The sequence below is a fragment of the Curtobacterium sp. BRD11 genome, assembly GCF_031844345.1.
Taxonomy (GTDB): Bacteria; Actinomycetota; Actinomycetes; order Actinomycetales; family Microbacteriaceae; genus Curtobacterium.
This window is the reverse complement of the sequence record NZ_JAUZUZ010000005.1, coordinates 198568-222840: the sequence shown is the minus strand read 5'-3', so window position 1 is coordinate 222840 and position 24273 is coordinate 198568. Positions and strand designations below refer to the sequence as shown.

Below are 24273 nucleotides of genomic sequence, written 5' to 3'. Positions count from 1 at the left end.
GGTACAAACGGCGGGTGACCACCACCGCACCCGTCCGACGCCGTCGCTGGCCGGTGCCCCCGTCGCTCCTGCTCGGCCTCGCGCCGCTCGTCGCCTTCGCGGCCGTCAGCGCCTGGCGCTCGCGGCCGAGCGACGACTACAGCACGCTCGGGCAGACCGTCGAGGGCGTCCTCGGGGCACTCGTGGTGCCGGAGGGCATCGCGGTGCTCGTGCTCTGCGTCTACGTCACCGCGCTGGGCTGGTGGCCGATCGCGACCGCCGACCGTCGTCGGACGGCACTCCGGTGGACGCTCACGGCCCCGGCGTTGATCGCAGCCGTGTGCGTCGCCCGGCTCCCGCTCGTCGAGTGGGGCGCCCAGCCGGTGCGGTACTTCCTGCTGCTCGCGGTCGGGGTCCTCTTCGTGGGGGTGTTCGAGGAGCTGCTCACCCGCGGCGTGCTGCTCGTCGGGCTCCGGCGGCGGCTGCCCGAGTTCGGCGTGTGGATCGCGTCGTGCGTGCTGTTCGGGCTGCTGCACTTCCTCAACGTCCTCGCCGGCGCGGGGGTCGGTGCGACCGTCGTGCAGGTCGTCTTCGCCGCGTCGTTCGGCTCGACGCTCTACCTCGCCCGCCGGCTCACCGGGAACCTGCTCGCGCCCGTGCTGCTGCACGCCTTCTGGGACTTCGGGTCGATCGCGGTGTCGGCCACCGTGCCGACGCAGGACCTGGTGCGGATGGTGCCCGTCGGGCTCCTCGGACTGTTCGCGTTCGCGGTGCTCGCCCTCGGGGTGGTCGCCGGCGGCCTGGTCGCATGGCGGGACGACCGGGGCCGCCGCCTGCTGCGCCGGTGGCGGTCGGTGCCGCCCGTGGGGGCGCCCGCGGTGCAGGGGGACGAGCCGCGCCTCCCGTCCGCCGTCTGACCCGACCGTCCGCGCTCAGGTGCCGGGCCCGGCGGGTGCCGCCGGGCCGACTCGTCCACGAGGGCGACGGGCTGCGAATGCGCACAGCCTGCGGCCCGGTTCACCCCCGGGTGGGGGACCGTTCGCCGTCCGGCAACCACCCGTCCCTAGGTTCGCCCTGTTTCCACACCGGTACAACAGGAAGGGGCGTCGCCCCCGGGCGACCACCACCACATGCGCAGATCCACCGTCCGCGGCGTGACCGTCGCCACCGTCGCGACCGCACTCGTGCTCGGGTCGCCGCTCGCCGCGCAGGCTGCGACGTACCCGAGCGACTCCACCGAGCCCGACCTGGTGTCGCTGCTCAGCGGGTACGACCAGTACTGGACGTCGAGCGGGAAGAACGACCTGCACGGCACCGTGGACGACCCGGTGACGCTGGCCAAGAACGACCAGCTGACGTCGTGGATCAACCAGCACGCGACGACGGCGCAACAGTTCCGGGCGCTGCAGGACGCCGAGTACGACAACGCGACGAACACCGCCTACGACCAGTCCTTCACCGTGTCGCAGGGGCTCGGCGAGACGCTGAGCAAGCTGTTCGTGCAGGGGCGCAACGACGGCGACCTGCCGCTCGTCGACGCGCTCATCAACTCGTCGAACGGTACGAGCGGCGCCTACGTCGGCACCGGCGACGCGAAGGCCCACTACAGCTACCCGCGGCCGTACCTGCCGACCGACACCGCGGCGACGCTGCCCGCCGGTGACGACACGGCCAGCTGCAACCCGGCGACCGTGAACGCGTCGTCGCTCGCCGCGAACCGCACCGGTACGGCCTGGGCGGACGCGAAGGGCAACCTCACGATCACACGGGTGCCGGCCACGACCGACACCACGCACGAGTTCTCGCCGAACGACGTCGTGCTCGACGCCGGCTACGGCCAGAAGGGCATCTGCACCGGCGGCTCGTACCCGTCCGGGCACACCACCACGGCGTACCAGGCGGGCATCACCCTCGCCACGCTCGTGCCCGAACTCGCGCCGGAGATCCTCGCCCGCACGTCCGAGGCCGGCAACGACCGCATCGTCCTCGGCGTCCACTACCCGCTCGACATCATGGGTGGACGCATCGACGGCGAGGCCGCCCTCGCCGCCCGCTGGTCCGACACGCGGTACCGCACCGAGGTCCTCGAGCCGGCCCGCGCCGAGCTCACGGCGTACCTCGAGGCGAAGTGCGGCGACACCCTCGCGAACTGCATCGCCGCGGAGCGGCCCTACACCGACGACCCCTACGGCGGCCAGGCGATGCCCGGCGGCACCGCGCAGGTCGTCACCGACCGGGCCTCGGCCGTGCAGGTCTACCGCGAGCGCATGACCTACGGCTTCGCGCAGACCGGCACCGCGGGTCTCGCCCCGTCGGTCCCCACCGGCGCGTCGAACCTGCTCCTGTCGACCTTCCCGACCCTGACCGACAAGCAGCGCACGCAGGTGCTCGCGCAGACCGAGATCGCCTCGGGTCACCCCCTCGACCAGTCCGGCTCCGCGAACGGCTCGTGGGAGCGGCTCGACCTCGCGGCCGCGACGAGCGCGACCGTCGCCGTCGGCGCGGACGGCACCGCGACGGTCGTCTCGACCGGTGGGCAGGCCCGCGTCGTCTCCGGCGTGCTGACCGCCCCCGAGGGCACCTCCGTGCAGGCCGGCAAGGCGATCGCCCTCGCCGGCACCGGACTCCCCGCCGGCGCCACCCTGCAGGTCGTCCTGCGGTCCGACCCGGTCACGGTCGGCACGCTCACGGTCGGTCCGGACGGCACCGCGACCGGCTCGGTCGTGATCCCCGCGGACGCTCCGGTCGGCGCGCACACGCTCGACCTCGCCGACGCGTCGGGCGCCTCGGTGCTCGTGACGCCGCTCGCGATCACCGTGACCGCGGCGTCGAACGCGGGCGGCTCGACCGGCGGCGCGGGCACGGCGGGCGGCACCGGCGCCACCGGGACCGTCCCCGCCGGCGTGCACCTGCCGGTCGTCAGCGGCTGACCCACCGGACGGGAGGCGCGCAACCGGACCGTCACGTGCCTCCCGTCCGCACCCACCCGACGGGAGGCGCGGGACCGCCCCGCCCCGCGCCTCCCGTCCGCCGCCCCTGACCGCTCACCCCCCCTCGCACCACCGGAGGCCCCCGTGCCGTACCCCAAGACCTGGACCACCGTCGGCATCGCCGCCGTCGTGGTCGCCGCCGCCGCGATCGCCGTCCCGGTGCTGACCGGCGCGACCGGCGGCGACGCCGTCCCCGCCGCGGCGGACCGCACCCCCACGGCCACGGCGCGCACGGTACCGAGCGTCCCCGACGTCGCCGCAGCGGCGCTCGCCGCGCTGCCCGAAGCGCGCTACTCGGCCGTGGTCGACGGCCTGCTGCCCGTCGACCGGACGGTGTCGTCCGCCGAGGTCTTCCACCTCCGCACCGACGCACCGCTCTTCGGGTCCGATCGGCAGCACCCTGTCGCGCGCTTCGCGGCCACCGACTTCCTCGGCCAGCCCACGACGGTCGTGGGACTGCGGCACGAGGGGGACTGGGAGCTCGTCCTCACGCCGGCGCGTCGGGAGCTGCCCTCGGCGGCCGACGGACACGCGGCCGCGCAGACGGCCGCGTGGGTGCCGCGGACGGCACTCGTGCAGCAGGTGACGCCGACGTCGCACGTGGTCATCTCGACGGCCGACCAGACCGTGTCCATCGAGTCCTCGTCCGGACGGGTCACCCGGAGCTTCCCCGCGGGCGTGGGCACCTCCGACACCCCGACGCCGACCGGCGTGACGGGGTACCTGGAGCAGCGGTACGTCGACCCCTCGCAAGGGACGGGCGACCAGGCGATCCAGCTGACGTCGCTGCACTCGAGCGCAGCCGACGAACCGTACGGCGGGTCGGACGGCGGGCTCATCGGCCTGCACTGGAACGCGGCGGCCTCGGGGGCGGTGTCCCACGGGTGCGTGCGACTCTCCGCGGAGGGGGTCGCGGCGCTCGACGCCCTGCCGCTCGGGACGCTCGTGACGGTGGAGTAGCACGGGCACCGCCGGGTACGCTCGGGCCGGTGACCGACGGGACCGGACAGTTGCCCAGGACCCTGCGGTCCGGGGCCGGTGCGACCGTGCGCCGACTGGTGCACGTCTCGCGTCCGGTCCTGTGGATCAACACGATCGGCTCGGGGCTGGTCGCCGTGTGGCTCACCGGCGCGCTGTTCGATCTGCGGGCGCTGCCGATCCTGATCTGGCTGACGCTGCCGTTCAACCTGCTCATCTACGGCGTCAACGACGTCTTCGACCAGGACACCGACGCGACGAACCCCCGCAAGGGGTCCATCGAGGGTGCCAGGATCCGGCAGTCCGAGGTCCGACTCATCGTCTGGGCCGTCGCGGTGGTCAACGTGCCGTTCCTCGTCGCGTTCCTGCTGACGCTGCCGCCGCTCGCGAACGCCGCGATCCTGCTCTACGCGGTCGTCTTCGTCTGCTACTCCGCGCCACCGGTGCGCTTCAAGGCCCGGCCGTACCTCGACTCGCTGAGCAACGCGGCGTACGCGCTGCCGCTGGTCATCGTGCCGTTCGCCCTCGAGGAGGAGCCGACGTGGCCCGCCGCGCTGGGACTGATGGCCTGGAGCGTCGCCAAGCACGCCTTCGACGCCGTGCAGGACATCGTCGAGGACCGTGACGCGGGCATCACCACGACCGCGGTCCGGCTCGGACCCCGGGGGACCGCGCTGTGGAGCGGCGCCTGGTGGGTGGTGTCGACGGTGTTGTTCGCCGTGGTCAGCATCCCCGTCGCCGCCGTCAACCTGCTCATCGCCGGCATCCTCGTCGTGTGCCTGCTGCGCGCCCCGTCGCCGGAGACCGGTCACCGCCTGTACCGCCTGTCGGTCGCCTTCCCGTACATCGCGGGGTCCTTCGCCGGGGTGCTGCTCCTGGTGTCCATCGTGCTCGGAGGTGCCCGGTGAGTCGTGTCGTCGTCGTCGGAGGCGGGATCGGTGGCCTCACCGCCGCCGCCCTGCTCGCCCGTGCCGGGCACCGGGTGACCCTGCTCGAGGCGTCGGACCGGCTCGGCGGCAAGAGCCGTCGCATCCAGCTCGGGGCGGACCGGATCGACACCGGGCCGTCGCTCGTCACCTTCCCGGCGGTGTGGGACGAGCTGCTGCGGCGACTCGGCGGACGTTCCGGCGAGGACGGGCACCTCGACCTGGTGCGCATGCCCGAGGTCGGCCGGTACTTCCACGGCGGCGAGGAGACCGCGCTCCCGGTGGCACCCGACCACCCCTGGTACCCGGCGTGGCGACGCTTCGCCGACCTGCACGCGCCGCTCGCCGACGACGTCACGCGGCTCCTGCTCGCCGACCCGCTCGACCGCTCGGCCCTGCCGGCCGTCCGTCGCCTGCTCTCCGTCTACGGCTCGCGGCTCACCACGCGTGCGTACCTCGACGGCCTGGCGTGGCTGCCGGACGGGCTGCGCGAGATCATCGCGATCCACACCCTCAACGCCGGGGTCTCACCCGCACGCACCCCTGCGCTCTACGCGAGCATGCCGGCGATCATGGCGGAGACCGGCGCGTGGGTGCCCCGCGGCGGCGTCTACGAGGTCGTGCTCGCGCTGCAGCGACTCGCCGAGGCCGCCGGCGTCGAGGTCCGCACCGGCGAGGCCGTCACCTGCATCGCGCGCGGTGGCGTCTCCACCGAGGCCGCGCACCACCCCGCCGACCTGGTCGTCAGCGCCCTCGACGCCGACCGGCTCGCCGCGCTGACCGGACCGGCCGGTCCGTCCGCGATGTCCGCGATGTCCGCGATGTCCGCGCTGCCCCGCCCGCGCTCCCGCCCCCGCCCCCGGGCCCTGTCCTGCTCCGCCGTCGCGCTCTACGGCGTGCTGCGCGAGGAGCTGCCCGAGGGCCTCGCGACGCACAGCGTGGTGCTGCCGACGAAGCCGGACGCACTGCACCGGAGCCTCGAGGCGGGCGACGAGCCGGCGGACACGATGGTGTTCGTCAACCACTACCGCGCCGGCGAGCTCTCCCCGAACCCGCACGGCACCGTGGGCGTGCTGCTGACCGCACCCGCGGACGGCGCGCACTACGAGATCGACCACCCCTTCGTGCGGCGGGAGGTCGACCGGGTGTCGGCAGCGCTGGGCCTCGACCGACCGATCACCGACCTGCTCGACGACCACGTGGTCCTCGACCCGCAGTACTACGGCACCGGCGGCGAACCGCACGGGGCGCTCTACGGGGCGGCCCGTCCGCCGTGGCAGAGCGGGCCGTTCCACCGCCCCTCGTACAACGACCGCTGGCGGCCGTGGCTGTGGCGGGTGGGCGCGTCGGTGCACCCCGGCGGCGGGATCCCGGCCGTCGTGGGCGGAGCGATGATCGCGACGGAGCGGCTGCTCCGGGCGAACCCGGTCTGAGCGCGCCTTCGCGCCCTCGCTAGAGCTCGACCTCGATCGGCTCCGCGCGGACGAGCTCGTGCACGCCTGCGATGACCTCGCTCGGGCGGAACGGGTACCGGTCGATCTCGGCCTGGTCGCTGATGCCGGTCATCACCAGGACGGTGTGGAGCCCGGCCTCGATGCCCGCCTGCACGTCGGTGTCCATGCGGTCGCCGATCATGCCCGTGTTCTCGGAGTGGGCCCCGATCCGGTTCATCGCCGAGCGGAACATCATCGGGTTCGGCTTGCCGACGACGTACGGCTGCTTCCCTGTGGCCTTCTCGATCATCGCGGCGATGGCCCCGGTCGCCGGCAGGACCCCCTCGGCGCTGGGCCCGGTCGCGTCGGGGTTCGTCACGATGAACCGGGCGCCGTCGCGGATGAGCCGGACGGCCTTGGTGATCGCCTCGAACGAGTAGTTGCGGGTCTCACCGACGACGACGTAGTCGGGCGCGGTCTCGGTCATGATGAACCCGGCCTCGTGCAGCGCCGTCGTCATGCCGGCCTCGCCGATCACGAACGCGGAGCCCCCCGGCATCTGCGAGCGGCAGAAGTCCGCCGTGGCGAGCGCCGACGTCCAGATGCGCTCCTCGGGGACCTCGAGCCCCGACCACCGCAGCCGCGCGCTGAGGTCACGCGGCGTGAAGATCGAGTTGTTCGTCAGGACGAGGAACTCGGTCCCTTCGTCCAGCCACTGCTGGATGAGCTCGGGAGCGCCCGGCAGGGCCTGGTTCTCGTGGACGAGCACGCCGTCCATGTCGGTCAGCCAGCACTCGACTTCGTCGCGGGTCGCCATGGGCCCAGCGTACTGGGGCCGCCGCTCGCCGGACCCGGTGGTCACCCGGCTGTGAGGACTGGCCGACCGGACACCGACCGGCGTTCGGCTTTGGGCTACGATTTTCGGGACACGTACCGGATCAAGGAGGCCTCCCCGTGCTCGTCGACCCCGGCAGCCCCACCGCCCAGCCGCGCACCACGACCGACGGCCGTACCGGCGCGGGAGCGGCCGACGCCCCCACCGGGACGACGCCGGCGGCCGACACCGCCGCCGCACCCCGCCGCCGCCGTGGTCGCCCCAACGTCCTGAGCCGTCAGCAGGTGGTCGACGCCGCCACCGCCATCGCCAACGAGGAGGGCCTCGACCGCCTCTCCTTCCGCGCCCTCGGCGCGAAGCTCGGCGTCGCACCGATGACCGTGCACCGGACGATCGGCGGCCTCGACGACCTCCACGCCGAGCTCGTCCGTCGTACCGTCGACGAGTTCACGGCCACCTTCGTCTGGCCGGACGACTGGCGTTCGGTCGTCCACGTCTTCGCCTGCACCTTCCGCGACCTCATGCGCACCCACCCCCTCGTGCTCGAGTCGCACAGCCAGCGCGCCCCGCTCGCCTCCACCGAGTCCGACGCCGTCGTGGCGAAGGTCGTCGGGGCCCTGCAGCAGGCAGGTCTGCCGGAGCGCGAGGCCATGTACGCGTTCTTCGTGGTCTACGACTTCGTCGTCGGGCACGCCGGCGTGCAGGTCGGCCGCGGCGACTCCGAGGCCGGGCGCCCCGAGCGGCACCGCGTGGTCGGTGAGATCCTCGGCGAGCACTCGTACGACGACCGCTTCGCCCTGGGCCTCGAGATCATCACCGCCGGCATCGAGGCCCGCGTCCGCACGCACGGCACCACCGCGTCGTGAGCACGGTCGACCCGCAGCAGGCACGCCGCGAACGCGAGGCCCGGTACCGCGGCTCGACCACCGCCCTGACGATGACCGTCGTCGGTGCTCTGCTGGTCGTCGCCGCGGGGGCGGTCGGTGGACTCGCGGTGTCGGACTTCGTCCTGCGCTTCCGGATGATGACGGTCAACAGCATCTTCTCCGACAGCCCGGACCCGGAGACGCACCTGTGGGCGGCCCCGAGCGCGGTCGTCGGCACCCTGGTGGCCGTCGGCGTGTACACGCGGTGGAACCACCGGTGGTCCGGGCGCACCACCGACCTGGTCGGGCTCGGGCCGCTGCCGCTCTGGCTCGTCGGTGCCACCGCGTGCACCTGGTGGGCCACGACCACGCAGTGGCCCGCACCGGACCGCGTCGGCGTGGCCGTGGACCCGACGTTCGGGCACGACGAGACGTGGGGCGTCGGCAGCTGGATCCTGTACACCGCCGTGTGGTGGCTGCCGGGGCTCCTCACCGTCGTGACCGTCCTCGCGCTCGTGGCCGGCGGTGCCACGCGGATCGGCCGTGGGAACCGGCGCGCCCGGCTCACGGACGTGCTGGCGAACGGCCGCCGCACCACGGGCGAGGTCACCGCGATCAGCGGTGGCACGACCCCGGACGCGTCGCGCACGCTGCTGCGGTGGACCTTCTCGTTCGTGGACCTGCACGGCGTCCGGCGCTGGGTCGAGCGGACCGAGGGCTTCACCCACGGCACCGCTCCGGTGCTCGGTGGGACGGTGACCGTGCTCCACGACCCGGCCCGCCCCGGCGACCGCAAGCGCATCTTCACGACGACCGGCAGCGGTGACGACCCCGAGGACTTCCTGCGCCCCGGCACGACCTGAGGCCGGACGAAGATTGGCACTTCTCCACGAAAACGCGGCGCTCCTAGGCTCGTCAGCCGTGTCAGAACAGAACGTCCAGCCCCAGCAGCACCCGTACCAGCCGTACGCAACGGCGCCGGCCGCCCCGCAGCGCACGAACACCCTCGCGATCATCGCGCTCGTGGCGGCGTTCGTCGCGCCGATCGTCGGGTTCGTCCTCGGCTTCGTCGCGATGTCCCAGGCGAAGAAGCGTGACGAGGGCGGCCGTGGCCTGGCGCTCGCCGCGGTCATCGTCGGCGGGGTGATCACGGTCTTCTACGCCGTGCTCTTCATCGCGCTCGTCGCGGTCGCGATGTCCGAGCCGTCGGTCACGTACCCGACGTCGTACTGACTCCTCGCGACCGTCGGCTGACGGCGGTCGCCGGACGGGAGGCGCGGGGCACGCGCCCTACGCTGGTCACGTGACCGAGCGCCTCCCGTCCGACCCCCTGGTCCCGTCGACGGGACCGGCGCAGCCGGGCGGTCCCGCGCTGCCACCGACCCACGAGGCCACGACGAACGGCGTCGGGCCGCACCCAGAGCCCTGGCCGGAGGACCCCCGGCTCGACCCGGAGCTGCTCGCCGCCGGGGACACCCGCAACGTCGTCGACCGCTTCCGGTACTGGTCGATGGACGCCATCGTCGCCGAGCTCGACACCCGCAGACACGCCTTCGACGTCGCGATCGAGAACTGGCAGCACGACCTCAACATCGGGTCGATCGTGCGGAGTGCGAACGCGTTCCTCGCCGGCACCGTGCACGTCATCGGTCGGCGGCGCTGGAACAAGCGCGGGGCGATGGTGACCGACCGGTACCAGCACGTGCGGTACCACCCGGACGTCGCGGCGTTCCTGGCCGCGATGCGCGAGGAGGGACGACCGGTCGTCGCGATCGACAACACCCCGGGCGCCGAGCGCATCGAGACCGCGGCGATCCCGGAGCGCTGCGTGTTCCTGTTCGGGCAGGAGGGACCCGGGCTCACCGACGAGGCCGTCGCGGGTGCGGACGCCCACCTCGAGATCACGCAGTTCGGGTCGACGCGGAGCATCAACGCCTCGGCCGCGGCGGCGATCGTCATGCACGCCTGGGTCGTCCAGCACGCGGTCCTGCCCACGGACTGACGCGCTCGCCGCGGGGCCGCCGGCCCGCCGGGCCGCCGGGCCGGGGGGCCGCCGGGCTGGAGCCGCGGGGCCGCCGGGCCGGCGGGGCCGCGCACGAGACTCGGCTCCGCGGACACGTTCGCGGCGCCGGAGCCGCGAAGACGTCCGCTCAGGCGAGTCTCGTGCGCGCGCGGGCGGGCTCGCGCGGGCGGGCACGCTCGCGCGTCAGCGCGGAGCGGTCGTGCGGCGGGCGACGAGCCGGGGCTCGACCAGGGTCTCCTGCGCCGGAGCGGTCGGATCGGCGATCCGGGCGAGCAGGCGCTCCCCGGCGCCACGGCCGATCTCCACGCTGCGGTCGTCGATGCTCGTCAGGCCGACGTAGGACGACGCCGCGAGCGGGGTGTCGTCGTAGCCCATCACCGACACGTCCTCGGGGACGCGCAAGCCCCGGGCGGCGAGCCCTGACATCGCACCGAGCGCCATGACGTCGTTCGCGGCGAACACCGCGGTGACGTCGGGGTGGGCGTCGAGCAGGTGCCCGACGGCCTCGGCGCCGGCCTCCTCGGTGGGTTCCACGGGCATGACGTGGGTGGCGAGCCAGGCGGGCGACGTGGCGGAGGTGATCCGTGCCTCCAGGCCGGTGAGCCGCTCCGCGGACGCAGCCGAGCGCCCGCCGACGAAGCCGATGCGCGTGTGGCCGAGCGCGAGCAGGTGCTCGGCGGCCATCCGACCACCGGCGCGGTCGTCGTTCGCGACGGTGTCGGCGCGGGGGAGCACCGCACGACCGCCGGCGACGACGACGGGCATGCTCGCCGGGATCGCGAGGTCGGTGTCGGGCTCGCCGGCGATGACGATGCCCTCGACGCGCATGGACAGGAAGCCCTCGACGGGTGAGGCGTCGAGCCCGGTGTTGAGGAAGCGGTCGGCGACGACGAGGCGGTGCCCCTGGTCCTGCAGCGCCTCGCGCAGGCCGGTGAGCAGGTCGACGAACCACTGGTTGCGGAAGTCGTCGAGGACGACGCCGATCGTGCGGCTGCGGGTGCCGGCGAGGGACACGGCCGCGGTGCTCGGGCGGTAGTCGAGTTCCTGGATGGCCCGCAGGACGGCCTCGCGGCGCTGGTCGCTGACCTTCGGGGACCGCTGGAGCACGAGCGAGACGAGGGACTTCGAGACCCCTGCGCGGGCGGCGACGTCGTAGATGGTCGCCGGTTTGCCGTCTGCGGTGGCGGACCTGCCGTCTCCCATGATCTCCCTCGACCCGTCGTGGTGTCCCTCGATCGTAGCGGCCCCGACTCGAGTGGTCGTCAGGACATGGTGGGTCGACCGGGGTGGGTGGGGTGCGGTGGGATGGGTGTAGCGGGCGCGGGGCGTCCGGCGTGCTCGCGGGGCGGAGGTGGCGCGGAGGCGGCGTGTGGTGCGGGGTGCTCGCGCACAACGAGAAGCACGTCGCGCCACGGAACCGCGTGGCGCGACGTGCTTCTCGTTGTGCTGACGGCCGAGCCGCCCCGAGCGCCGAGCGCGCCGCCCCGAGCGCCGCGCCCGCGCCGCCCGCGCCGCCCGCGCCGCCGCGCTCCGCGCCGCGCCGCGCCGCGCGCTACCCGATCAGGCTCGGCCGCAGGTCGCGCAGCGTCCGCGAGCGGGTCTGCCGCGCGGTGACGACGTACGACACGAGCAGCGCGCCGAGCAACCAGCACGCGAGCACCCCCGCGTCCGACCACACCGCCGCGAACGACCCGCCGTACATCGTCTGCCGGATCGCGTCGACGGAGTAGGTCATCGGGAGCGCGAAGTGCAGCGCCGCCAACGGCCCCGGCAGCGTCTGCCACGGGAAGGTCCCGCCGGCGGTCACGAGCTGCACGAGCATGAGCACCAGGCCGAGGAACTGCCCGACCGAGCCGAGCAGCACGTTGAGCGCCATGATGATCGCCGCGAAGGTCGCCGAGGCGAGCACCATCACGGCCACCGTCGACCCGGCGTTCACCACGTCGAGGTCGAGCGCGAACCGCACGATCAGGAACAGCGCCGCCATCTGCACGACCCCGAGGAGCGCCGGGGTGAGCCAGCCGCCGAGCACCACGCGCAGCGGCTTCTGCACGGCGGTGATCGCCCGCTTGGAGATCGGCTTGAGGATGAGGAACAGCGCGTACATGCCGATCCAGGCGGCGAGCGAGATGAAGAACGGTGCGAGGCCGGCGCCGTAGTTCGACGCGGCGGCGACGTTGTCGTCGCCGACCTTGACCGGGTCCGAGATCACGGACGCCTGCGACGAGCGCTGGGCGGCGGTCGATGCCGGGATCCTCGTGCGTCCCTGGTCGAGCTTCGCGGCGAGCTCCTTCGAGCCGTCCTCGAGCTGGTCGACACCCGACGAGAGCTGCGAGGCACCGGACGCGGCCGACGCGGCACCGTCCGCGAGCGAGGCCGCACCGGAGGACAGCGTCGGTGCCGCGGCGGCGAGCTTCGACGTGCCCGCGGCGACCTGCGACGAGCCCGATGCGAGCTGCGAGGCGCCGCTCGACGCCGATGCGATGCCGTCCGCGAGCTGCGGCGACGCCGAGGCCAGCGCCGACGTGCCGGCCGCGACCTGGGCCGACCCGTCGCGGAGCTGGTCGACGGCCGACTTGGTCGACGCGTAGGTCTCCTTGGCCGAGGCGCCGGCGGTGTTCACGTCGCCGACGGCCTTCGTGATGGCCTGCTGCTGCTCCTCCGTCAGCGTGACGCCCTCCGGCAGGTTCGCGGTGATCTGCGCGAGCACCGTGGCGGCGTCCACCGGCTGCACCGCGTCGACGTCGGCGCTGACCGAGTCGACCTTGTCGGCCAACGCGGCGTTCCCCGCGGCGACCTGCTGCGCGCCGTCGTTCAGCTGCGCGGTCTGCGCGGGGAGTGACGCGGTCTGCTGCTGTGCGGACTGCAGCCCGGACGCCAGGGTCGAGGCCCCGGACGCGACCTGCTGTGCGCCGCTGTCGAGCTGGGCGGTCTGCGACGGCAGTGCGGCGGTGCCGGAGGCGAGCTGCGAGGCCCCGGCGGACAGCGCGGAGGTGCCGGACGCGAGCGAGGACGCGCCGTCGGCAGCCGTGGTCGCCCCCGATGCGAGCTGTCCCGCACCGTCGACGGCGTCGCCGAGGCTGTCCCGCACGTCGGCGAGTCCGACGAGCAGGGTCGTCGCCGCCTGCTTGCCGACCCGCTCGGCGACGGCCGTGCGCATGGTCTTGCCGGCCTGTTCCGCGATGGTCGAGGCGAGGTACGAGTTCGTGTCCGCGGTCGTCATGACGAGTTCGGCACGCTTCGGGTCGTCGCCCTGCGCCGACGCCAGGGCCTCGGAGAAGTCGTGCGGGATCGTCACGACGAAGTCGTACTTGCCGTTCCGCACGCCCGAGCGCGCGTCGGCCGCGGTCGTCTCGGTCCACTTGAAGTCGGCGCCGTCGATCGCCTCCTTCGTGACGTCCTCGCCGTAGTCGACCCGGTCGCCGTCGAGCGTCGCGCCGGCGTCCTGGTCGACGATCGCGGCCGGGATCTGGTCGAGCTTGGCGTACGGGTCGCGGTTCGCCCAGAGGTACGCGCCGCCGTAGAGCAGCGGCACCACCATGAGGGCGACGAACGCGAGCCGGGCGAGCGGCGTTGCGGTGAGGCGCGCCAGTTCGGCGCGGATGAGCGAGGGGATGGTCACGCGGGTGCCTCCGTCGGGACGGTTGCGGGAGTTTCGGGGTCGGAGGGGCCGGACGGGAGGCCCTGGTCGCCCCCGTCGGTCGAGGTCGCGTCGTCGGGACCCTCGGTGCGGATCGTGTCGAGCAGCTGCTCGACGGTGGCTGCGGCGGCCTTCGACGTCACGAGGACGACGGTGACGCCGCGCCGGGCGACGTCGCGCACGACCGCGAACCAGTCGGCCACGGCGCCGCCGTGCCGCTCGGGCGAGGTGAGCACGATGCCCGTGACCCCGTCCCGCAGCAGCGCGAGCTCGACGAGCAGCCGCACCCGCACGTCGGTCGGGACCCGCTGCACGTGCGTGTCGGCGTGGTCCCGCATGCCGAGCTCGTCGAGCACGGTGTCGACGTGGTCGCGCGAGGGGCGCTGCCCGGCGAACGCGAGTTCTTCCCGCACGACCTTCCGGAGCGTCATGACGGGGAACGGTTCGGCGACGCCCGGGGTGTCCACGAGCGCGAAGGCCGCGCGCACCGCTGCGGCGTCCTCGTGTCCGTCGAGCAGCACCCGCCCGGACTCGGGACGCATCCGCCCGCCGGCGATCAGGGACGCGAGCACCGGGGCCTGCTCGGTCTCGACGGCGACGACACCGGGGCGACCGGGAGCGGCGACGGCGGACACGACGGGCAGCGCGGCGCCGGGCTCGTCGCCGATGCCGACGTGGTCGAGTTCGAGCGTCATGCGCGGGTCTCCTGCTCGGTACGGGGTGCGGGTGCGGCGGGTTCGGACAGCAGCGCGGTGCGCCAGTCGATGCCGGCGGTGCCGAGCGCCGACAGCACGACCGTGCGGCGACCGGCTTCGTCGCTCGTGCCGGACCGGGTGGCCTCGTCGAGGACGGCGATGCAGGCGGCCTCGACCAGGCGGGCGAGCGTGTCCGCGTCGACGTCGTCGCGCATCGAGCCCTCGTCGATGCCGAGCGCGCAGGCCGTGCGGACCTGTGCCCGCAGCGGCGCGAACACCTCGGCCACGGACTCGGCGAACGGGCTGCGCAGGGCGACGCGGGCCATGGAGCGCACGTGCGAGACCTCGGCCCAGAGCGTCACGGCGATCGCCGCGAGCCGTGCGGCGGGCGGGAGGTCGGCGAGCTCGGACGACGACGGCATCGCGCCGGCGATCCGTGCGGCGCCGCCGGTCACGACCTCGCGCACGAGGTCGTCGCGGGAGGGGAAGTGTCCGTAGACCGCACGGCGCGACAGGCCCGCGGCGGACGCGATGGTCTCGAGCGAGGCATCGGGGTCCTGCTGCAGGACGCTCCGTGCGGCCTCGATCAGGGCGGCCCGGTTCGCCGTCGCATCCCGTCGGGGCGCGCGTCCGGGCTGGTCGGTGGTGGTCACGAGCACCATCGTAATAACGTGCACACAGCTGTGCAAGTTACGAGGTGCTGTACCCCCGAACGAGGGCCAGTCCTCCAAAGTGCGGACTGTTCCGCCTGTGAACGAACGCATAACTTCACAGGAATTCCCACCACGGACAGAGCCGAGGAGTGCGCCCTGTGACACGTGCAACACCGAACCGTGCAGTACCCGAGCAACCACCCACCACGGAGCGCACCACGCGGTCACGCGTCGCACGCATCCTGACCGCCGGCATCGCCGCCGTCGCCCTGTCGTGCGGCGGTCTCGCCGTGGGCGGCGCAGCGAACGCCGCGCCGAGCGGTCTCTCCGCCGCCGACCTCAAGCTCGCGGCGCCCCTGCGCGACGCCAAGCCCCAGAAGACGGTCGCGGCGTTCGTCCGCACGACCGGCCAGGGGGCCCTCGAGGTCGACGCGAAGGCGAAGGGCGGCGACCTGACGAAGTCGAAGACGCCGTCGTCCGCCGCGAAGGAGCGCGTGCAGGCGATCACGTCGACCGTCGACGCCGTCCGCGCCGCCGTCAAGCGGTCCGACGCAAAGGCGACGGAGCTGTACTCGACCGAGTACACCGTCCCCGGTGTCGCCGTCGTCGCCGACGTCGACGTCCTGCGCGACATCGCCAGCCGGTCGGACGTCGAGAGCATCATCCCGCTCACGCCGAAGAAGATCGTCGACCCGACCCCGGGTGACGCGTCGCAGGCCCCGAGCGGCGTCGACCCCGACCTGGTGCAGCCGGGCGCGGACGGCGTCAGCCCGAAGAACGCGGCCAGCGACATCTACACGCGTTCCCTCGACGCATGGCAGCAGACCGGCCGCACCGGCAAGGGCGTCAACGTCGCCGTCCTCGACACCGGTCTCGACTACACCCAGGCCGACTTCGGCGGCCCCGGCACGACGGCCGCGTACGAGCAGGCCCTCGCGAGCACGAGCGCGCCGGACCCGAGCTGGTTCGATGCGAAGAAGTACCTCGGTGGCTACGACTTCGCCGGCCCCACCTACAACGCCGACTCCTCGAGCGCGGGCTACGACCCGACCCCGAAGCCGGACGCGAACCCGATCGACGGCAAGGGCGGCGACCACGGCACGCACGTGTCCGGTACCGCCGCGGGCTACGGCCTGACCGCGGACAAGAAGACGTTCCGCGGCGACTACACGAAGCTCACGAACCAGTCCGTCCAGGACATGTGGATCGGCCCGGGCACCGCGCCGGACGCCGGCCTCTACGCCCTCAAGGTGTTCGGTGACGGCGGCGGCTCGACCGACCTGACCGGTGCCGCGCTCGACTGGGTCGGCCAGGCCCTGACCGAGGGCAAGGACATCAACGTCCTCAACCTGTCGCTCGGTTCCGACTACGGCGCACCGGATGACCCCGACAACGCGAAGATCGACGCGCTCACCGCCCGCGGTGTCCTGCCCGTCATCGCCTCGGGCAACGCCGACGACTTCACCGACATCGGTGGCTCGCCGGGCAACGCCGAGGGCGCCCTCACCGTCGCCGCGAGCGCCACCGGGCAGTCGCTGTTCGACGGTGTCAAGGCCACCGCGCCGTCCGACGTCGCCGGCACCTACCGTGCGCAGTACTCGCAGAACTACCAGGGCACCCTGCCGGTGGAGGGCGACGTCGTCGTCCCGACCACGAACATCGACGGCTGCGCAGCGTTCAGCGCCGACGAGGCCGCGAAGATCAAGGGCAAGGTCGTCTGGCTGAAGTGGACGGACGGGGCGCTCGAGTGCGGCTCCGGGGTGCGCTTCAACAACGTGCAGGCAGCCGGCGGTGTCGGCGTCCTGCTGGCCGGGACGGTCACCAGCTTCGACTCGGGCGTCGCGGGGAACGCGACCATCCCCGGTGCCGAGCTGACCTCGGACAGTGCTGCGAGCCTCCAGGCCGCCGCCCAGGCCGGGACCCTGCACGTGCAGTTCGCCCAGGAGCTCAAGGGCTTCCAGCTGGCGACCGACCAGGCGAACGTGAACACGCTCGCCCCGTTCACCAGCCGTGGCGTGCACGGCTCGTTCGACGACATCGTCAAGCCGGACGTCGCCGGCCCCGGGGTCAACGTGATCTCCGCGGCCAACGGCACCGGTGACGGCCGCATGTCGATGAGCGGCACCTCGATGGCGACCCCGCACGTGGCCGGCATCGTCGCGCTGACCTTCCAGTCGCACCCGTCGTGGACGGCCCCGCAGGTCAAGGCCGCCGTGATGAACACCGCGACGCACGACGTTCGTCAGGGTGACCGGGACGCCACGCTGCTCCGCCAGGGCACCGGCCGCGTCGACGCACTGCAGGCGGTCACCGCGGGCACCACGGTGCGCAGCATCGAGAACGACCAGCTCGTCACCGCCTCGTACGGTGTCGTCGAGGTCAGCGGGAAGACCACCGAGTCCCGCACCCTGCAGATCCAGAACACCGACGGCCGTCCGCACACGTACGACGTGGCGTACCAGGCCCAGGTGGACCAGCCGGGTGTCGCGTTCTCGCTGAGCACGAAGCGGGTCACCGCTCCGGCGCACGGCACCGCGACCGTCAAGCTGACGTACACGATCGCCGACCCGACGCAGCTGCGTCGCGTCATCGACCCCACGCAGGAGTCGGTGCAGTCCGGCTACCAGCGTGAGTTCGTCGCCGCCGAGTCCGGTGTCGTGTCCTTCACGCCGACGGACGCGAAGCTGAACCCGATGCGCCTCGGTGCGTACGTCGCGCCGAAGCCGGTCAGCGCCGTGCACGGCAAGGACATCGCGTTCTCGGGCTCGACCACGACCGCGGAGCTCGCGCTCACCGGCCGCTCGGTCGACCAGGGCGACGCCGTGACCGGGTACCACTCGTCCGTCGCACCGTTCGTCCTGGGCGGGACCGACCCGCAGGAGCCGCTGCCCGCCGGTTCGGCGAAGCAGTCGCTGCAGGCCGCCGACATCCGGGCCTACGGCGCGAACTACGACAAGGCGTCCGACACGCTCGCCTTCGGCGTCCAGACCGCCGGTGCCGACGCGAACCCCGGCGCGGTGACCAACGTCGAGGTCCTCATCGACACGGACCGCGACGGTGAGCCGGACTACCTGGTGTACGACGCCAAGTCGACCACCATCGACGCGACGCTCGCCACCACGGTGGACCTGGCGACGGGCAAGACGGTCGACGCGCAGCCGCTCAACGGCGGCACCGCGGGACAGGACGTCAACGTGTTCGACAGCGCCGTCAAGGTGCTGACGGTGTCGGCGTCGACCATCGGTGCGACCGGTCCGTTCGACTACTCGGTCCTGACCGAGTCGGCGTACGCCCCGGCCCTCGCCACCAGCGGCTCCAACGTCGTGGACGAGACCGACCCGGCGACGTACGACCCGTCGGCACCGGCGCTCACCTTCGCGCAGGGCACCACCACCGGTGTGCTGTACGCCGACAAGGGCGCGCTGCAGGTCAAGCGACAGGCCGACGCCACGAACGCCCGGGTCCTGCTGCTCCACCTCGGCAACGCGGTGGGCGACCAGGCCGACGTACTCCAGGCGGCGCAGACCGCGCCGACGCTCACCCTCCGCGAGGGCAGCGCCGTCACGATCTCCGGCACCCCGAAGGTCGGCAAGACGCTCAAGGCGAAGCCCGGCTCGTGGGACGGCAAGAAGGTCTCGTACTCGTACCAGTGGCTCCGTGACGGCGTCGCGGTGCAGGGTGCGACGGACCAGCGCTACACGCTCGGCACGACGGACGCGGGGCACCGCTTCTCCGTCGAGGTGACGGCGAAGGCGAAGGGCTACCAGGACGGCTCGGCGACCTCCGCCGAGACCGCGAAGGTGGCACCCCGCAAGTAGCGATCGACACGAACGCCCCGTCACCGGTCCGGTGGCGGGGCGTTCGCCGTTCCCGGTCTCCGAGCGGAGTGGTCCCGAGTGCGGCAATGGGACATGTAGTTAGGCAAACTAGGCAATGGATGGGAGAGTGAGGCCATGCGATCCCACACCTCCCTGATGCAGCTCCGGGCGAACCCGATGGAGTGGCGCCGCCGTGGGCTGACCCCGCCCGACGCGCTCCAGGCCATGGTCGAGGAGCGGCTCGCGCAGCCCGGTCACGCCCAGCCGGTGGGCGACCCGTCGTACCAGGACTTCTTCCGCGCCTGATCGCGGAACGCCACCACCACGACGGACGGGAGGCGCGGTGCCAGCTGGCACCGCGCCTCCCGTTCGTTCCGTGGTGCGGTCTACTTGCCGATCTTGTCGTCGGCGGCGTGCTCCGCCTTGTCGATCTGGTCGCCGTGGCCACCGCCGGTGGCCTTGTCGGCCGCGTCCGCGGCCTTGCCGAGACCGGCGTCGGTCGTCCTCGTCCACCGTCTCGTCCACAGGGATGTGGCGTGCAGATGGACAGTCGATAGACTCGGGTGGACCATCGGCCCAGCCCGCCGGTGCGGTCCTCCGCCAACGTGAGGAGAACCTCCATGCCCGCAGCAGTCATCATCGGTGCCCAGTGGGGTGACGAGGGCAAGGGGAAGGCAACCGACCTCCTCGGGTCCCGCATCGACTACGTCGTCAAGTTCAACGGCGGCAACAACGCCGGCCACACCGTCGTCGTCGGCGGCGAGAAGTACGCGCTGCACCTGCTGCCGTCCGGCATCCTGACGCCCGGCGTGACCCCGATCATCGGCAACGGCGTCGTCGTCGACCTCGAGGTCCTGTTCCAGGAGCTCGACGCGCTCCGTGCCCGCGGGGTGGACGTCTCGAAGCTCCTGGTGTCCGCGAACGCGCACGTCATCACGCACTACCACCGCACCGTCGACAAGGTGACCGAGCGCTTCCTCGGCAAGCGCCAGATCGGCACGACCGGTCGCGGCATCGGCCCGACCTACGCCGACAAGATCAACCGCGTCGGCATCCGCATCCAGGACATCTTCGACGAGAACATCCTGCGGCAGAAGGTCGAGGCGGCCCTCGACCAGAAGAACCACCTGCTGGTCAAGGTCTTCAACCGTCGCGCGATCGACGCGGACGAGGTCGTGGAGTCGCTGCTGTCCTTCGCCGAGCGCCTGCGCCCGATGGTCGCCGACACCGCGCTCGAGATCCACCGCGCGCTCGAGCGGGGCGACACCGTGCTGTTCGAGGCCGGCCAGGCCACCATGCTCGACGTCGACCACGGCACCTACCCGTTCGTGACCTCGTCGTCGGCGACCGCCGGCGGCGCCGCGACCGGTTCGGGCATCGGCCCGGGCAAGCTCGAGCGCATCATCGGCATCGTCAAGGCGTACACGACCCGCGTCGGCGCCGGCCCGTTCCCGACCGAGCTGTTCGACGAGTCGGGGGAGTTCCTCCGCGCCAACGGCTTCGAGTTCGGCACCACGACCGGCCGTCCGCGTCGCTGCGGCTGGTACGACGCCCCGATCGCCCGGTACACGGCGCGCATCAACGGCGTGACCGACTTCGTGCTGACGAAGCTCGACGTGCTGACGGGCCTCGAGACCATCCCGGTCTGCGTGGCGTACGAGGTCGACGGCGAGCGCGTGGACGAGGTCCCCGTGAACCAGTCGGACTTCCACCACGCGAAGCCGATCTACGAGGAGTTCCCCGGCTGGACCGAGGACATCACCGGCGCCCGGTCGTTCGAGGACCTGCCGAAGACCGCGCAGGACTACGTGCTCGCGGTCGAGGCGATGTCCGGGGCGCGGATCTCGGCGATCGGCGTCGGCCCCGGCCGTGACGCGATCGTGGTCCGCCACGACCTGCTCGGAACCGGCGAGGCTGCCGCGTGACCATGCGGATCCTGTTCGTCTGCAGCGGCAACATCTGCCGCTCGCCCCTCGGCGCCCAGGTGCTCGAGGCCCGGCTCGGCCCGGACGCCCCGGCGTTCACGGTCGAGTCGGCCGGCACCATCGCCGACGACGGCGCCCTGATGGACGAGACGGCTGCCGCGCAGTCGTCACGTCTGGGTGGGGCGCCCTCGACGCACCGTTCGCGCTACCTGACAGAGCAGATCGCGGCGTCGGCCGACCTCGTGCTCACCGCCGAGCGCTCGCACCGCGCAGCCGTCGTGTCGCTCGCACCGCGGGCAGCGAAGCGGGCGTTCACCATCAAGCAGTTCGCCCGGGTGCTCGACGGGCTGGAGCCCGGCGACCTGGCCGGCATCGAGACCGCGCAGGACCTGGTCGACCGGGTCGCTCGACTGCGGGGGACCGTGCCGCCGCCCGCCGACCCGGCGGACGACGACGTGGACGACCCCTACCGTCGGTCCGAGGACACCCACGTGCGGGTCGCCGACGAGATCGACGCGGCGCTCACGCCCATCGCTGACGCCCTGCGCGCGCTGCGCTGACGCCCCTCCGCCCCGGGAACGACGAAGCCCCCGCCTCGGTGGCGGGGGCTTCGTCGTGTCTGCTCACGCCTCCGGCAGGCGGTACGTCCCGACCGTGATCGTGTGCGCGCCCTGGCCGGCCAGCTGTCGCACGACCGAGTCGGTGCGCGCCCGGTTCGGCACGGCGTGCTTGCGTGCCAGGTCGGTAACGAGTCCGCGGAGCTCGTTGTCGTTCGTCACGACGGCGGTCGTCGCGGAACGACCCGTCGGCGTCGTGCTCGTGCTGCGGTCCTCGGGGTTGACGTACGCCGCGGCGTCGCCGGAGTAGAACACGCACGAATCGACCCACTGCGGGCCGTTGCCGTCCTCGTCGGCCAGGAACCGCTGCAGCCGGCGGGCCTGCTGCCGGACCTGCCGGGTCGGGGCGTTCCCGCCGGACTGCACCCGGACCTGCCACCAGTGCTCGACGTCGTCCGCGTGGTCGAGGACGCGACGGCTGCGCACCTGGATCGCGAACGAGCCGGTCAGGGACGACTCGTCGAGCAGGTTGCGGAACGCGTGGTGCACGGCGCTCGGCTTGCGGCCGTCGAACACGATGCCGTTCCACCGCTTGTTCTCGATGACCAGCACGTGGCCGGACTCGAACACGAGCACGTGGTCGAGCTGCGCGGCGTAGCTGCGGTCGCGGTCCCGCTCGCCCTGGGCCACCGGCACGAACACCACGTTGGTCAGCAGGGCGCCGTTGATCCCGGCGGCCTTGCAGACCTCGAGGATCGTGCGCTGCGATGCCTCCTCCCAGCGCATGCCGGTGCGGGCGAGGGCGCGACCGGCCTCGGCCTCGGCGAGGGCCTGCTGGCGGGAGGCCTCGGCACCGGCGAGCTGCCGCGCGTGCTCCGCGTCGGCGGCGGCGGTCTGCTCGCGGTGCTCCCGCTCGAGGGTGCCGGTGCGGTGGTCCAGCCGGACCTCGGCGTCGGACAGGGCGGCACGGTTGGAGGACTGGGTCCGCCGCAGGACGATCACCAGGACGACCACGACGATCGCGAGCCCCCCGGCGACCACCCACGGCACGAGGTCGCTGGTCATGGGTTCACCTCACCACGGCTCGACGCGAGTCGGTCGCCGCACCCCGGCGCGTCCCGAGGTCCGGTGGGCGATGTGTCCGACGGCCCACGGGTGGCAGCGGACGCCGGCGCGATGCACTGTTGTCGGTACGGTGCCGTGGTGCACCAGGGAGAACGCGGCAGCGCGCAGCAGATCACCGTCGGAGTCGCGGTCGGAGCCGGGGCGGCCGTCGCCGGTCTGCTCCCGTGGATCATCACCGGGATGCGGCTTCCACTGCAGAACCTGTGGGCGACGCCGACCACCGACCCGTCGGACATGCCGATCGCCCTGCTGCCGTTCAGCCAGTACGCGGTGACGACCATCGCGGCACTGCTGCTCGTCGGGGGAGTCTTCGCCGGCATCGCCGTCCGGGTACTGCGTGCTCGCGGGTCCGTCCGGCGCAGCGGATCGCTCGCGGCGCTCGCCGGGCTGGTCGGGGTGCAGGTCGTGGCCGTCGTCGAGACCGCCGTCGTCACGGGCGCCGGCATGCGGATGGACGGGACGCCGGGTACCGGTGCGGACGTCAGCGCCGCGCAGTTGTACGTCGTCGCGCTCACCGTCGGGTCGCTCGTGTGCATCGGAGCGGCGGCGGTGCTCGCTGCGCTCGTCGCCCGAGCGGCTCCCGGCGGTGCGCTCGTCGCACTCGCCGTCGGTGCGGTGGCGCTCGGGTCGTGGGCGAACACGTTCGTCGTCCCGCCGGTGTCCTCGCCCGGTGACGCGGCGGGCGTCGTCCTCGCGGTGCTGCGGTGGCTGCCGGCCGTGGCGGTCGGTGCGGCGATCGGGTGGACCGGGCTCCGTACGGTCGGTCAGGGCATCGCCGCGCTGATCGCGCTCGGGCTCTTGTGGACGGGGACCGCGGCGATCACGGCGGTGTCGTACGCACTGGGGTCCCGCGTGTACCTGCCGTACCCGCTCGAGATGGTGTCGGCCGGCGCCACGGTCTTCGTGATGGCGATGGGACCGGCGGGAGCGACCCTGGTGCCGCTGCTGGTCGCCGCCGTCATCGGAATCGCCGGTGCGGTCGTCGTGCGCCTGCGGGACGGACGGCGCCGGTCGGATCCCTGAGCAGGATCGGTGCGGCCAGGTCGAACGGCGCTGTGCGGCCCGTGAACCGGGTCAGCGCGGCCAGGTCGCGACGACCGCCACCGCGTTGAACAGCACGTGCGCCACGATCGCGCCGCCGATGCGGTTCGTCATCGCGACCAGGGTGCCCGTGAGCAGCCCGAGCACGAAGGTCGTCAGGAACACCTGCACCCCACCGAGCGACGTCGTCGCCGACCCGAGGAACAGGTGCGACAGCGCGAACAGGAACGCCGTCACGAGCACGGCCAGCCAGCGCGTCCGGGGCGTGAGCTCGGCCGCGAGCAGGCGCTGGAACAGCCCGCGGAAGAAGAGCTCCTCGAGCACGGGGCTGACCAGCACGATGCCGACCGCCGACACGAGCAGCAGCCCGATGTCCGGGGTCCCGAGCGACGGCGCGGGCTGCAGGCCGCTCGTCCCGGTGAAGGACAGCGCGAGCACGGCGTCGAACACCCGCGTGAGGATCACGACCCCGAGCGCGAACACGAGGTCGCCGAGCTCGATCCGGAAGCGACCGAACAGGTCACGGCCCGAGCGGCGCAGGACCCAGACGATGCCGAGCACGAGCGGCACCCACACCGCGAGGTTGCCGAGCAGCACCTGGAGCACCGGGCCGGGGACGGCGCCGCGCAGCGTCAGGCTGCTCACGATCCGGGCGAGCACGACCGCCACGACGAGGGCGACCAGCAGGGCGACGAGGTCGCGTTGCCGGGCGGTCGAGGGCTCGGTGGCGGCCACTTCCGGCTCGGATGTCATGGGGCGAGCGTAGAGGACGACCGACGCAGATCGGCA

The 24273-nt window shown here is 73.0% G+C and carries 22 protein-coding genes; 14 read left to right on the top strand and 8 right to left on the bottom strand.

Annotation, left to right across the window (positions count from 1 at the left end; genetic code table 11):
* Positions 1-14: 14 nt before the first annotated feature.
* From Q9R28_RS12995 to Q9R28_RS12975, 5 genes are all read left to right on the top strand, one after another.
* Complete coding sequence (locus tag Q9R28_RS12995) at positions 15-896, top strand: CPBP family intramembrane glutamic endopeptidase (protein WP_311206288.1); 882 nt, start codon at positions 15-17, stop codon at positions 894-896.
* Positions 897-1133: 237 nt separating this feature from the next.
* The gene (locus Q9R28_RS12990; protein WP_311206287.1) at positions 1134-2909 is read left to right on the top strand and encodes a phosphatase PAP2 family protein; all 1776 of its coding nucleotides are present in this window, start codon (positions 1134-1136) and stop codon (positions 2907-2909) included.
* Between the two features lie 144 nt (positions 2910-3053).
* A complete protein-coding gene (locus Q9R28_RS12985) occupies positions 3054-3929 on the top strand; it encodes a L,D-transpeptidase (RefSeq protein WP_144411218.1) in 876 nt (291 codons plus the stop codon).
* 29 nt (positions 3930-3958) lie between these two features.
* Positions 3959-4855 carry a UbiA family prenyltransferase gene (locus tag Q9R28_RS12980; protein ID WP_066652042.1) on the top strand — a complete coding sequence of 299 codons (897 nt, stop codon included), beginning with the start codon at positions 3959-3961 and terminating at the stop codon, positions 4853-4855.
* A complete protein-coding gene (locus Q9R28_RS12975; protein WP_311206286.1) occupies positions 4852-6306 on the top strand; it encodes an FAD-dependent oxidoreductase in 1455 nt (484 codons plus the stop codon). The genes Q9R28_RS12980 and Q9R28_RS12975 overlap by 4 nt, the downstream gene beginning before the upstream one ends.
* 19 nt (positions 6307-6325) lie before the next feature.
* Here the strand turns inward: Q9R28_RS12975 and Q9R28_RS12970 are convergent, their stop codons facing one another.
* Positions 6326-7123 carry an HAD-IIA family hydrolase gene (locus tag Q9R28_RS12970; RefSeq protein ID WP_058730132.1) on the bottom strand — a complete coding sequence of 266 codons (798 nt, stop codon included), beginning with the start codon at positions 7121-7123 and terminating at the stop codon, positions 6326-6328.
* Positions 7124-7260: 137 nt separating this feature from the next.
* On the opposite strand from Q9R28_RS12970, the gene Q9R28_RS12965 reads away from it, so the two are divergent.
* From Q9R28_RS12965 to Q9R28_RS12950, 4 genes are all read left to right on the top strand, one after another.
* A complete protein-coding gene (locus Q9R28_RS12965) occupies positions 7261-8007 on the top strand; it encodes a TetR/AcrR family transcriptional regulator (protein ID WP_066652046.1) in 747 nt (248 codons plus the stop codon).
* On the top strand, positions 8004-8870 hold the full coding sequence (locus Q9R28_RS12960; protein WP_311206285.1) for a DUF3592 domain-containing protein: 867 nt from the start codon (positions 8004-8006) through the stop codon (positions 8868-8870). Before Q9R28_RS12965 ends, Q9R28_RS12960 begins: the two co-directional genes overlap by 4 nt.
* Positions 8871-8928: 58 nt before the next feature.
* Positions 8929-9240: a DUF4190 domain-containing protein gene (locus Q9R28_RS12955; RefSeq protein ID WP_066652049.1), complete on the top strand. Its 312-nt coding sequence runs from the start codon at positions 8929-8931 to the stop codon at positions 9238-9240.
* A 97-nt stretch (positions 9241-9337) separates the two neighbouring features.
* Positions 9338-10009 (top strand): TrmH family RNA methyltransferase, encoded by a 672-nt coding sequence (locus Q9R28_RS12950; RefSeq protein WP_396137165.1) that lies wholly within the window; start codon positions 9338-9340, stop codon positions 10007-10009.
* Between the two features lie 204 nt (positions 10010-10213).
* Here the strand turns inward: Q9R28_RS12950 and Q9R28_RS12945 are convergent, their stop codons facing one another.
* The 4 genes from Q9R28_RS12945 to Q9R28_RS12930 all read right to left on the bottom strand — a co-directional run bounded on the left by Q9R28_RS12945 (position 10214) and on the right by Q9R28_RS12930 (position 15018).
* Entirely contained in the window at positions 10214-11233 is a 1020-nt protein-coding gene (locus tag Q9R28_RS12945) for a LacI family DNA-binding transcriptional regulator (protein WP_271825680.1), read from the bottom strand.
* A gap of 349 nt (positions 11234-11582) precedes the next feature.
* Positions 11583-13652, bottom strand: a complete 2070-nt coding sequence (locus Q9R28_RS12940) for a YhgE/Pip domain-containing protein (RefSeq protein WP_311206284.1) — start codon at positions 13650-13652, stop codon at positions 11583-11585.
* Positions 13649-14365 (bottom strand): hypothetical protein, encoded by a 717-nt coding sequence (locus Q9R28_RS12935; RefSeq protein ID WP_251154113.1) that lies wholly within the window; start codon positions 14363-14365, stop codon positions 13649-13651. The genes Q9R28_RS12940 and Q9R28_RS12935 overlap by 4 nt, the downstream gene beginning before the upstream one ends.
* A complete protein-coding gene (locus Q9R28_RS12930; RefSeq protein ID WP_066657692.1) occupies positions 14362-15018 on the bottom strand; it encodes a TetR/AcrR family transcriptional regulator in 657 nt (218 codons plus the stop codon). Before Q9R28_RS12930 ends, Q9R28_RS12935 begins: the two co-directional genes overlap by 4 nt.
* A 158-nt stretch (positions 15019-15176) precedes the next feature.
* On the opposite strand from Q9R28_RS12930, the gene Q9R28_RS12925 reads away from it, so the two are divergent.
* Entirely contained in the window at positions 15177-18836 is a 3660-nt protein-coding gene (locus tag Q9R28_RS12925; RefSeq protein WP_311206283.1) for a S8 family serine peptidase, read from the top strand.
* Positions 18837-18971: 135 nt separating this feature from the next.
* Positions 18972-19142, top strand: a complete 171-nt coding sequence (locus tag Q9R28_RS12920; RefSeq protein WP_153257418.1) for a hypothetical protein — start codon at positions 18972-18974, stop codon at positions 19140-19142.
* Between the two features lie 80 nt (positions 19143-19222).
* Here the strand turns inward: Q9R28_RS12920 and Q9R28_RS12915 are convergent, their stop codons facing one another.
* On the bottom strand, positions 19223-19408 hold the full coding sequence (locus Q9R28_RS12915; RefSeq protein ID WP_311206282.1) for an Rv0909 family putative TA system antitoxin: 186 nt from the start codon (positions 19406-19408) through the stop codon (positions 19223-19225).
* Between the two features lie 48 nt (positions 19409-19456).
* Here Q9R28_RS12915 and Q9R28_RS12910 point away from each other — a divergent pair, with 48 nt between their 5' ends.
* Together Q9R28_RS12910 and Q9R28_RS12905 are read left to right on the top strand one after the other, a co-directional pair.
* A complete protein-coding gene (locus Q9R28_RS12910; RefSeq protein WP_066652061.1) occupies positions 19457-20761 on the top strand; it encodes an adenylosuccinate synthase in 1305 nt (434 codons plus the stop codon).
* 2 nt (positions 20762-20763) lie between these two features.
* Complete coding sequence (locus Q9R28_RS12905) at positions 20764-21321, top strand: low molecular weight phosphatase family protein (protein ID WP_066652063.1); 558 nt, start codon at positions 20764-20766, stop codon at positions 21319-21321.
* A 63-nt stretch (positions 21322-21384) separates the two neighbouring features.
* On the opposite strand, the gene Q9R28_RS12900 is transcribed toward Q9R28_RS12905, so the two are convergent.
* Positions 21385-22383 carry a nuclease-related domain-containing protein gene (locus Q9R28_RS12900; RefSeq protein WP_209684078.1) on the bottom strand — a complete coding sequence of 333 codons (999 nt, stop codon included), beginning with the start codon at positions 22381-22383 and terminating at the stop codon, positions 21385-21387.
* A gap of 138 nt (positions 22384-22521) precedes the next feature.
* Between Q9R28_RS12900 and Q9R28_RS12895 the strand changes: the two genes are divergently transcribed.
* Positions 22522-23466 (top strand): hypothetical protein, encoded by a 945-nt coding sequence (locus Q9R28_RS12895; protein ID WP_311206281.1) that lies wholly within the window; start codon positions 22522-22524, stop codon positions 23464-23466.
* A gap of 51 nt (positions 23467-23517) precedes the next feature.
* On the opposite strand, the gene Q9R28_RS12890 is transcribed toward Q9R28_RS12895, so the two are convergent.
* The gene (locus Q9R28_RS12890; RefSeq protein WP_081984608.1) at positions 23518-24237 is read right to left on the bottom strand and encodes a CPBP family intramembrane glutamic endopeptidase; all 720 of its coding nucleotides are present in this window, start codon (positions 24235-24237) and stop codon (positions 23518-23520) included.
* Between the last annotated feature and the right edge of the window lie 36 nt (positions 24238-24273).

What these genes read in the sequence shown, in the direction of transcription:
- Q9R28_RS12935 (WP_251154113.1), bottom strand. Translation starts at nt 14,365, where the DNA reads ATGACGCTCGAACTCGACCACGTCGGCATCGGCGACGAGCCCGGCGCC.
- Q9R28_RS12945 (WP_271825680.1), bottom strand. Translation starts at nt 11,233, where the DNA reads ATGGGAGACGGCAGGTCCGCCACCGCAGACGGCAAACCGGCGACCATC.
- Q9R28_RS12905 (WP_066652063.1), top strand. Translation starts at nt 20,764, where the DNA reads ATGCGGATCCTGTTCGTCTGCAGCGGCAACATCTGCCGCTCGCCCCTC.
- Q9R28_RS12910 (WP_066652061.1), top strand. Translation starts at nt 19,457, where the DNA reads ATGCCCGCAGCAGTCATCATCGGTGCCCAGTGGGGTGACGAGGGCAAG.
- Q9R28_RS12915 (WP_311206282.1), bottom strand. Translation starts at nt 19,408, where the DNA reads ATGGTCCACCCGAGTCTATCGACTGTCCATCTGCACGCCACATCCCTG.
- Q9R28_RS12890 (WP_081984608.1), bottom strand. Translation starts at nt 24,237, where the DNA reads ATGACATCCGAGCCGGAAGTGGCCGCCACCGAGCCCTCGACCGCCCGG.
- Q9R28_RS12900 (WP_209684078.1), bottom strand. Translation starts at nt 22,383, where the DNA reads ATGACCAGCGACCTCGTGCCGTGGGTGGTCGCCGGGGGGCTCGCGATC.
- Q9R28_RS12970 (WP_058730132.1), bottom strand. Translation starts at nt 7,123, where the DNA reads ATGGCGACCCGCGACGAAGTCGAGTGCTGGCTGACCGACATGGACGGC.
- Q9R28_RS12920 (WP_153257418.1), top strand. Translation starts at nt 18,972, where the DNA reads ATGCGATCCCACACCTCCCTGATGCAGCTCCGGGCGAACCCGATGGAG.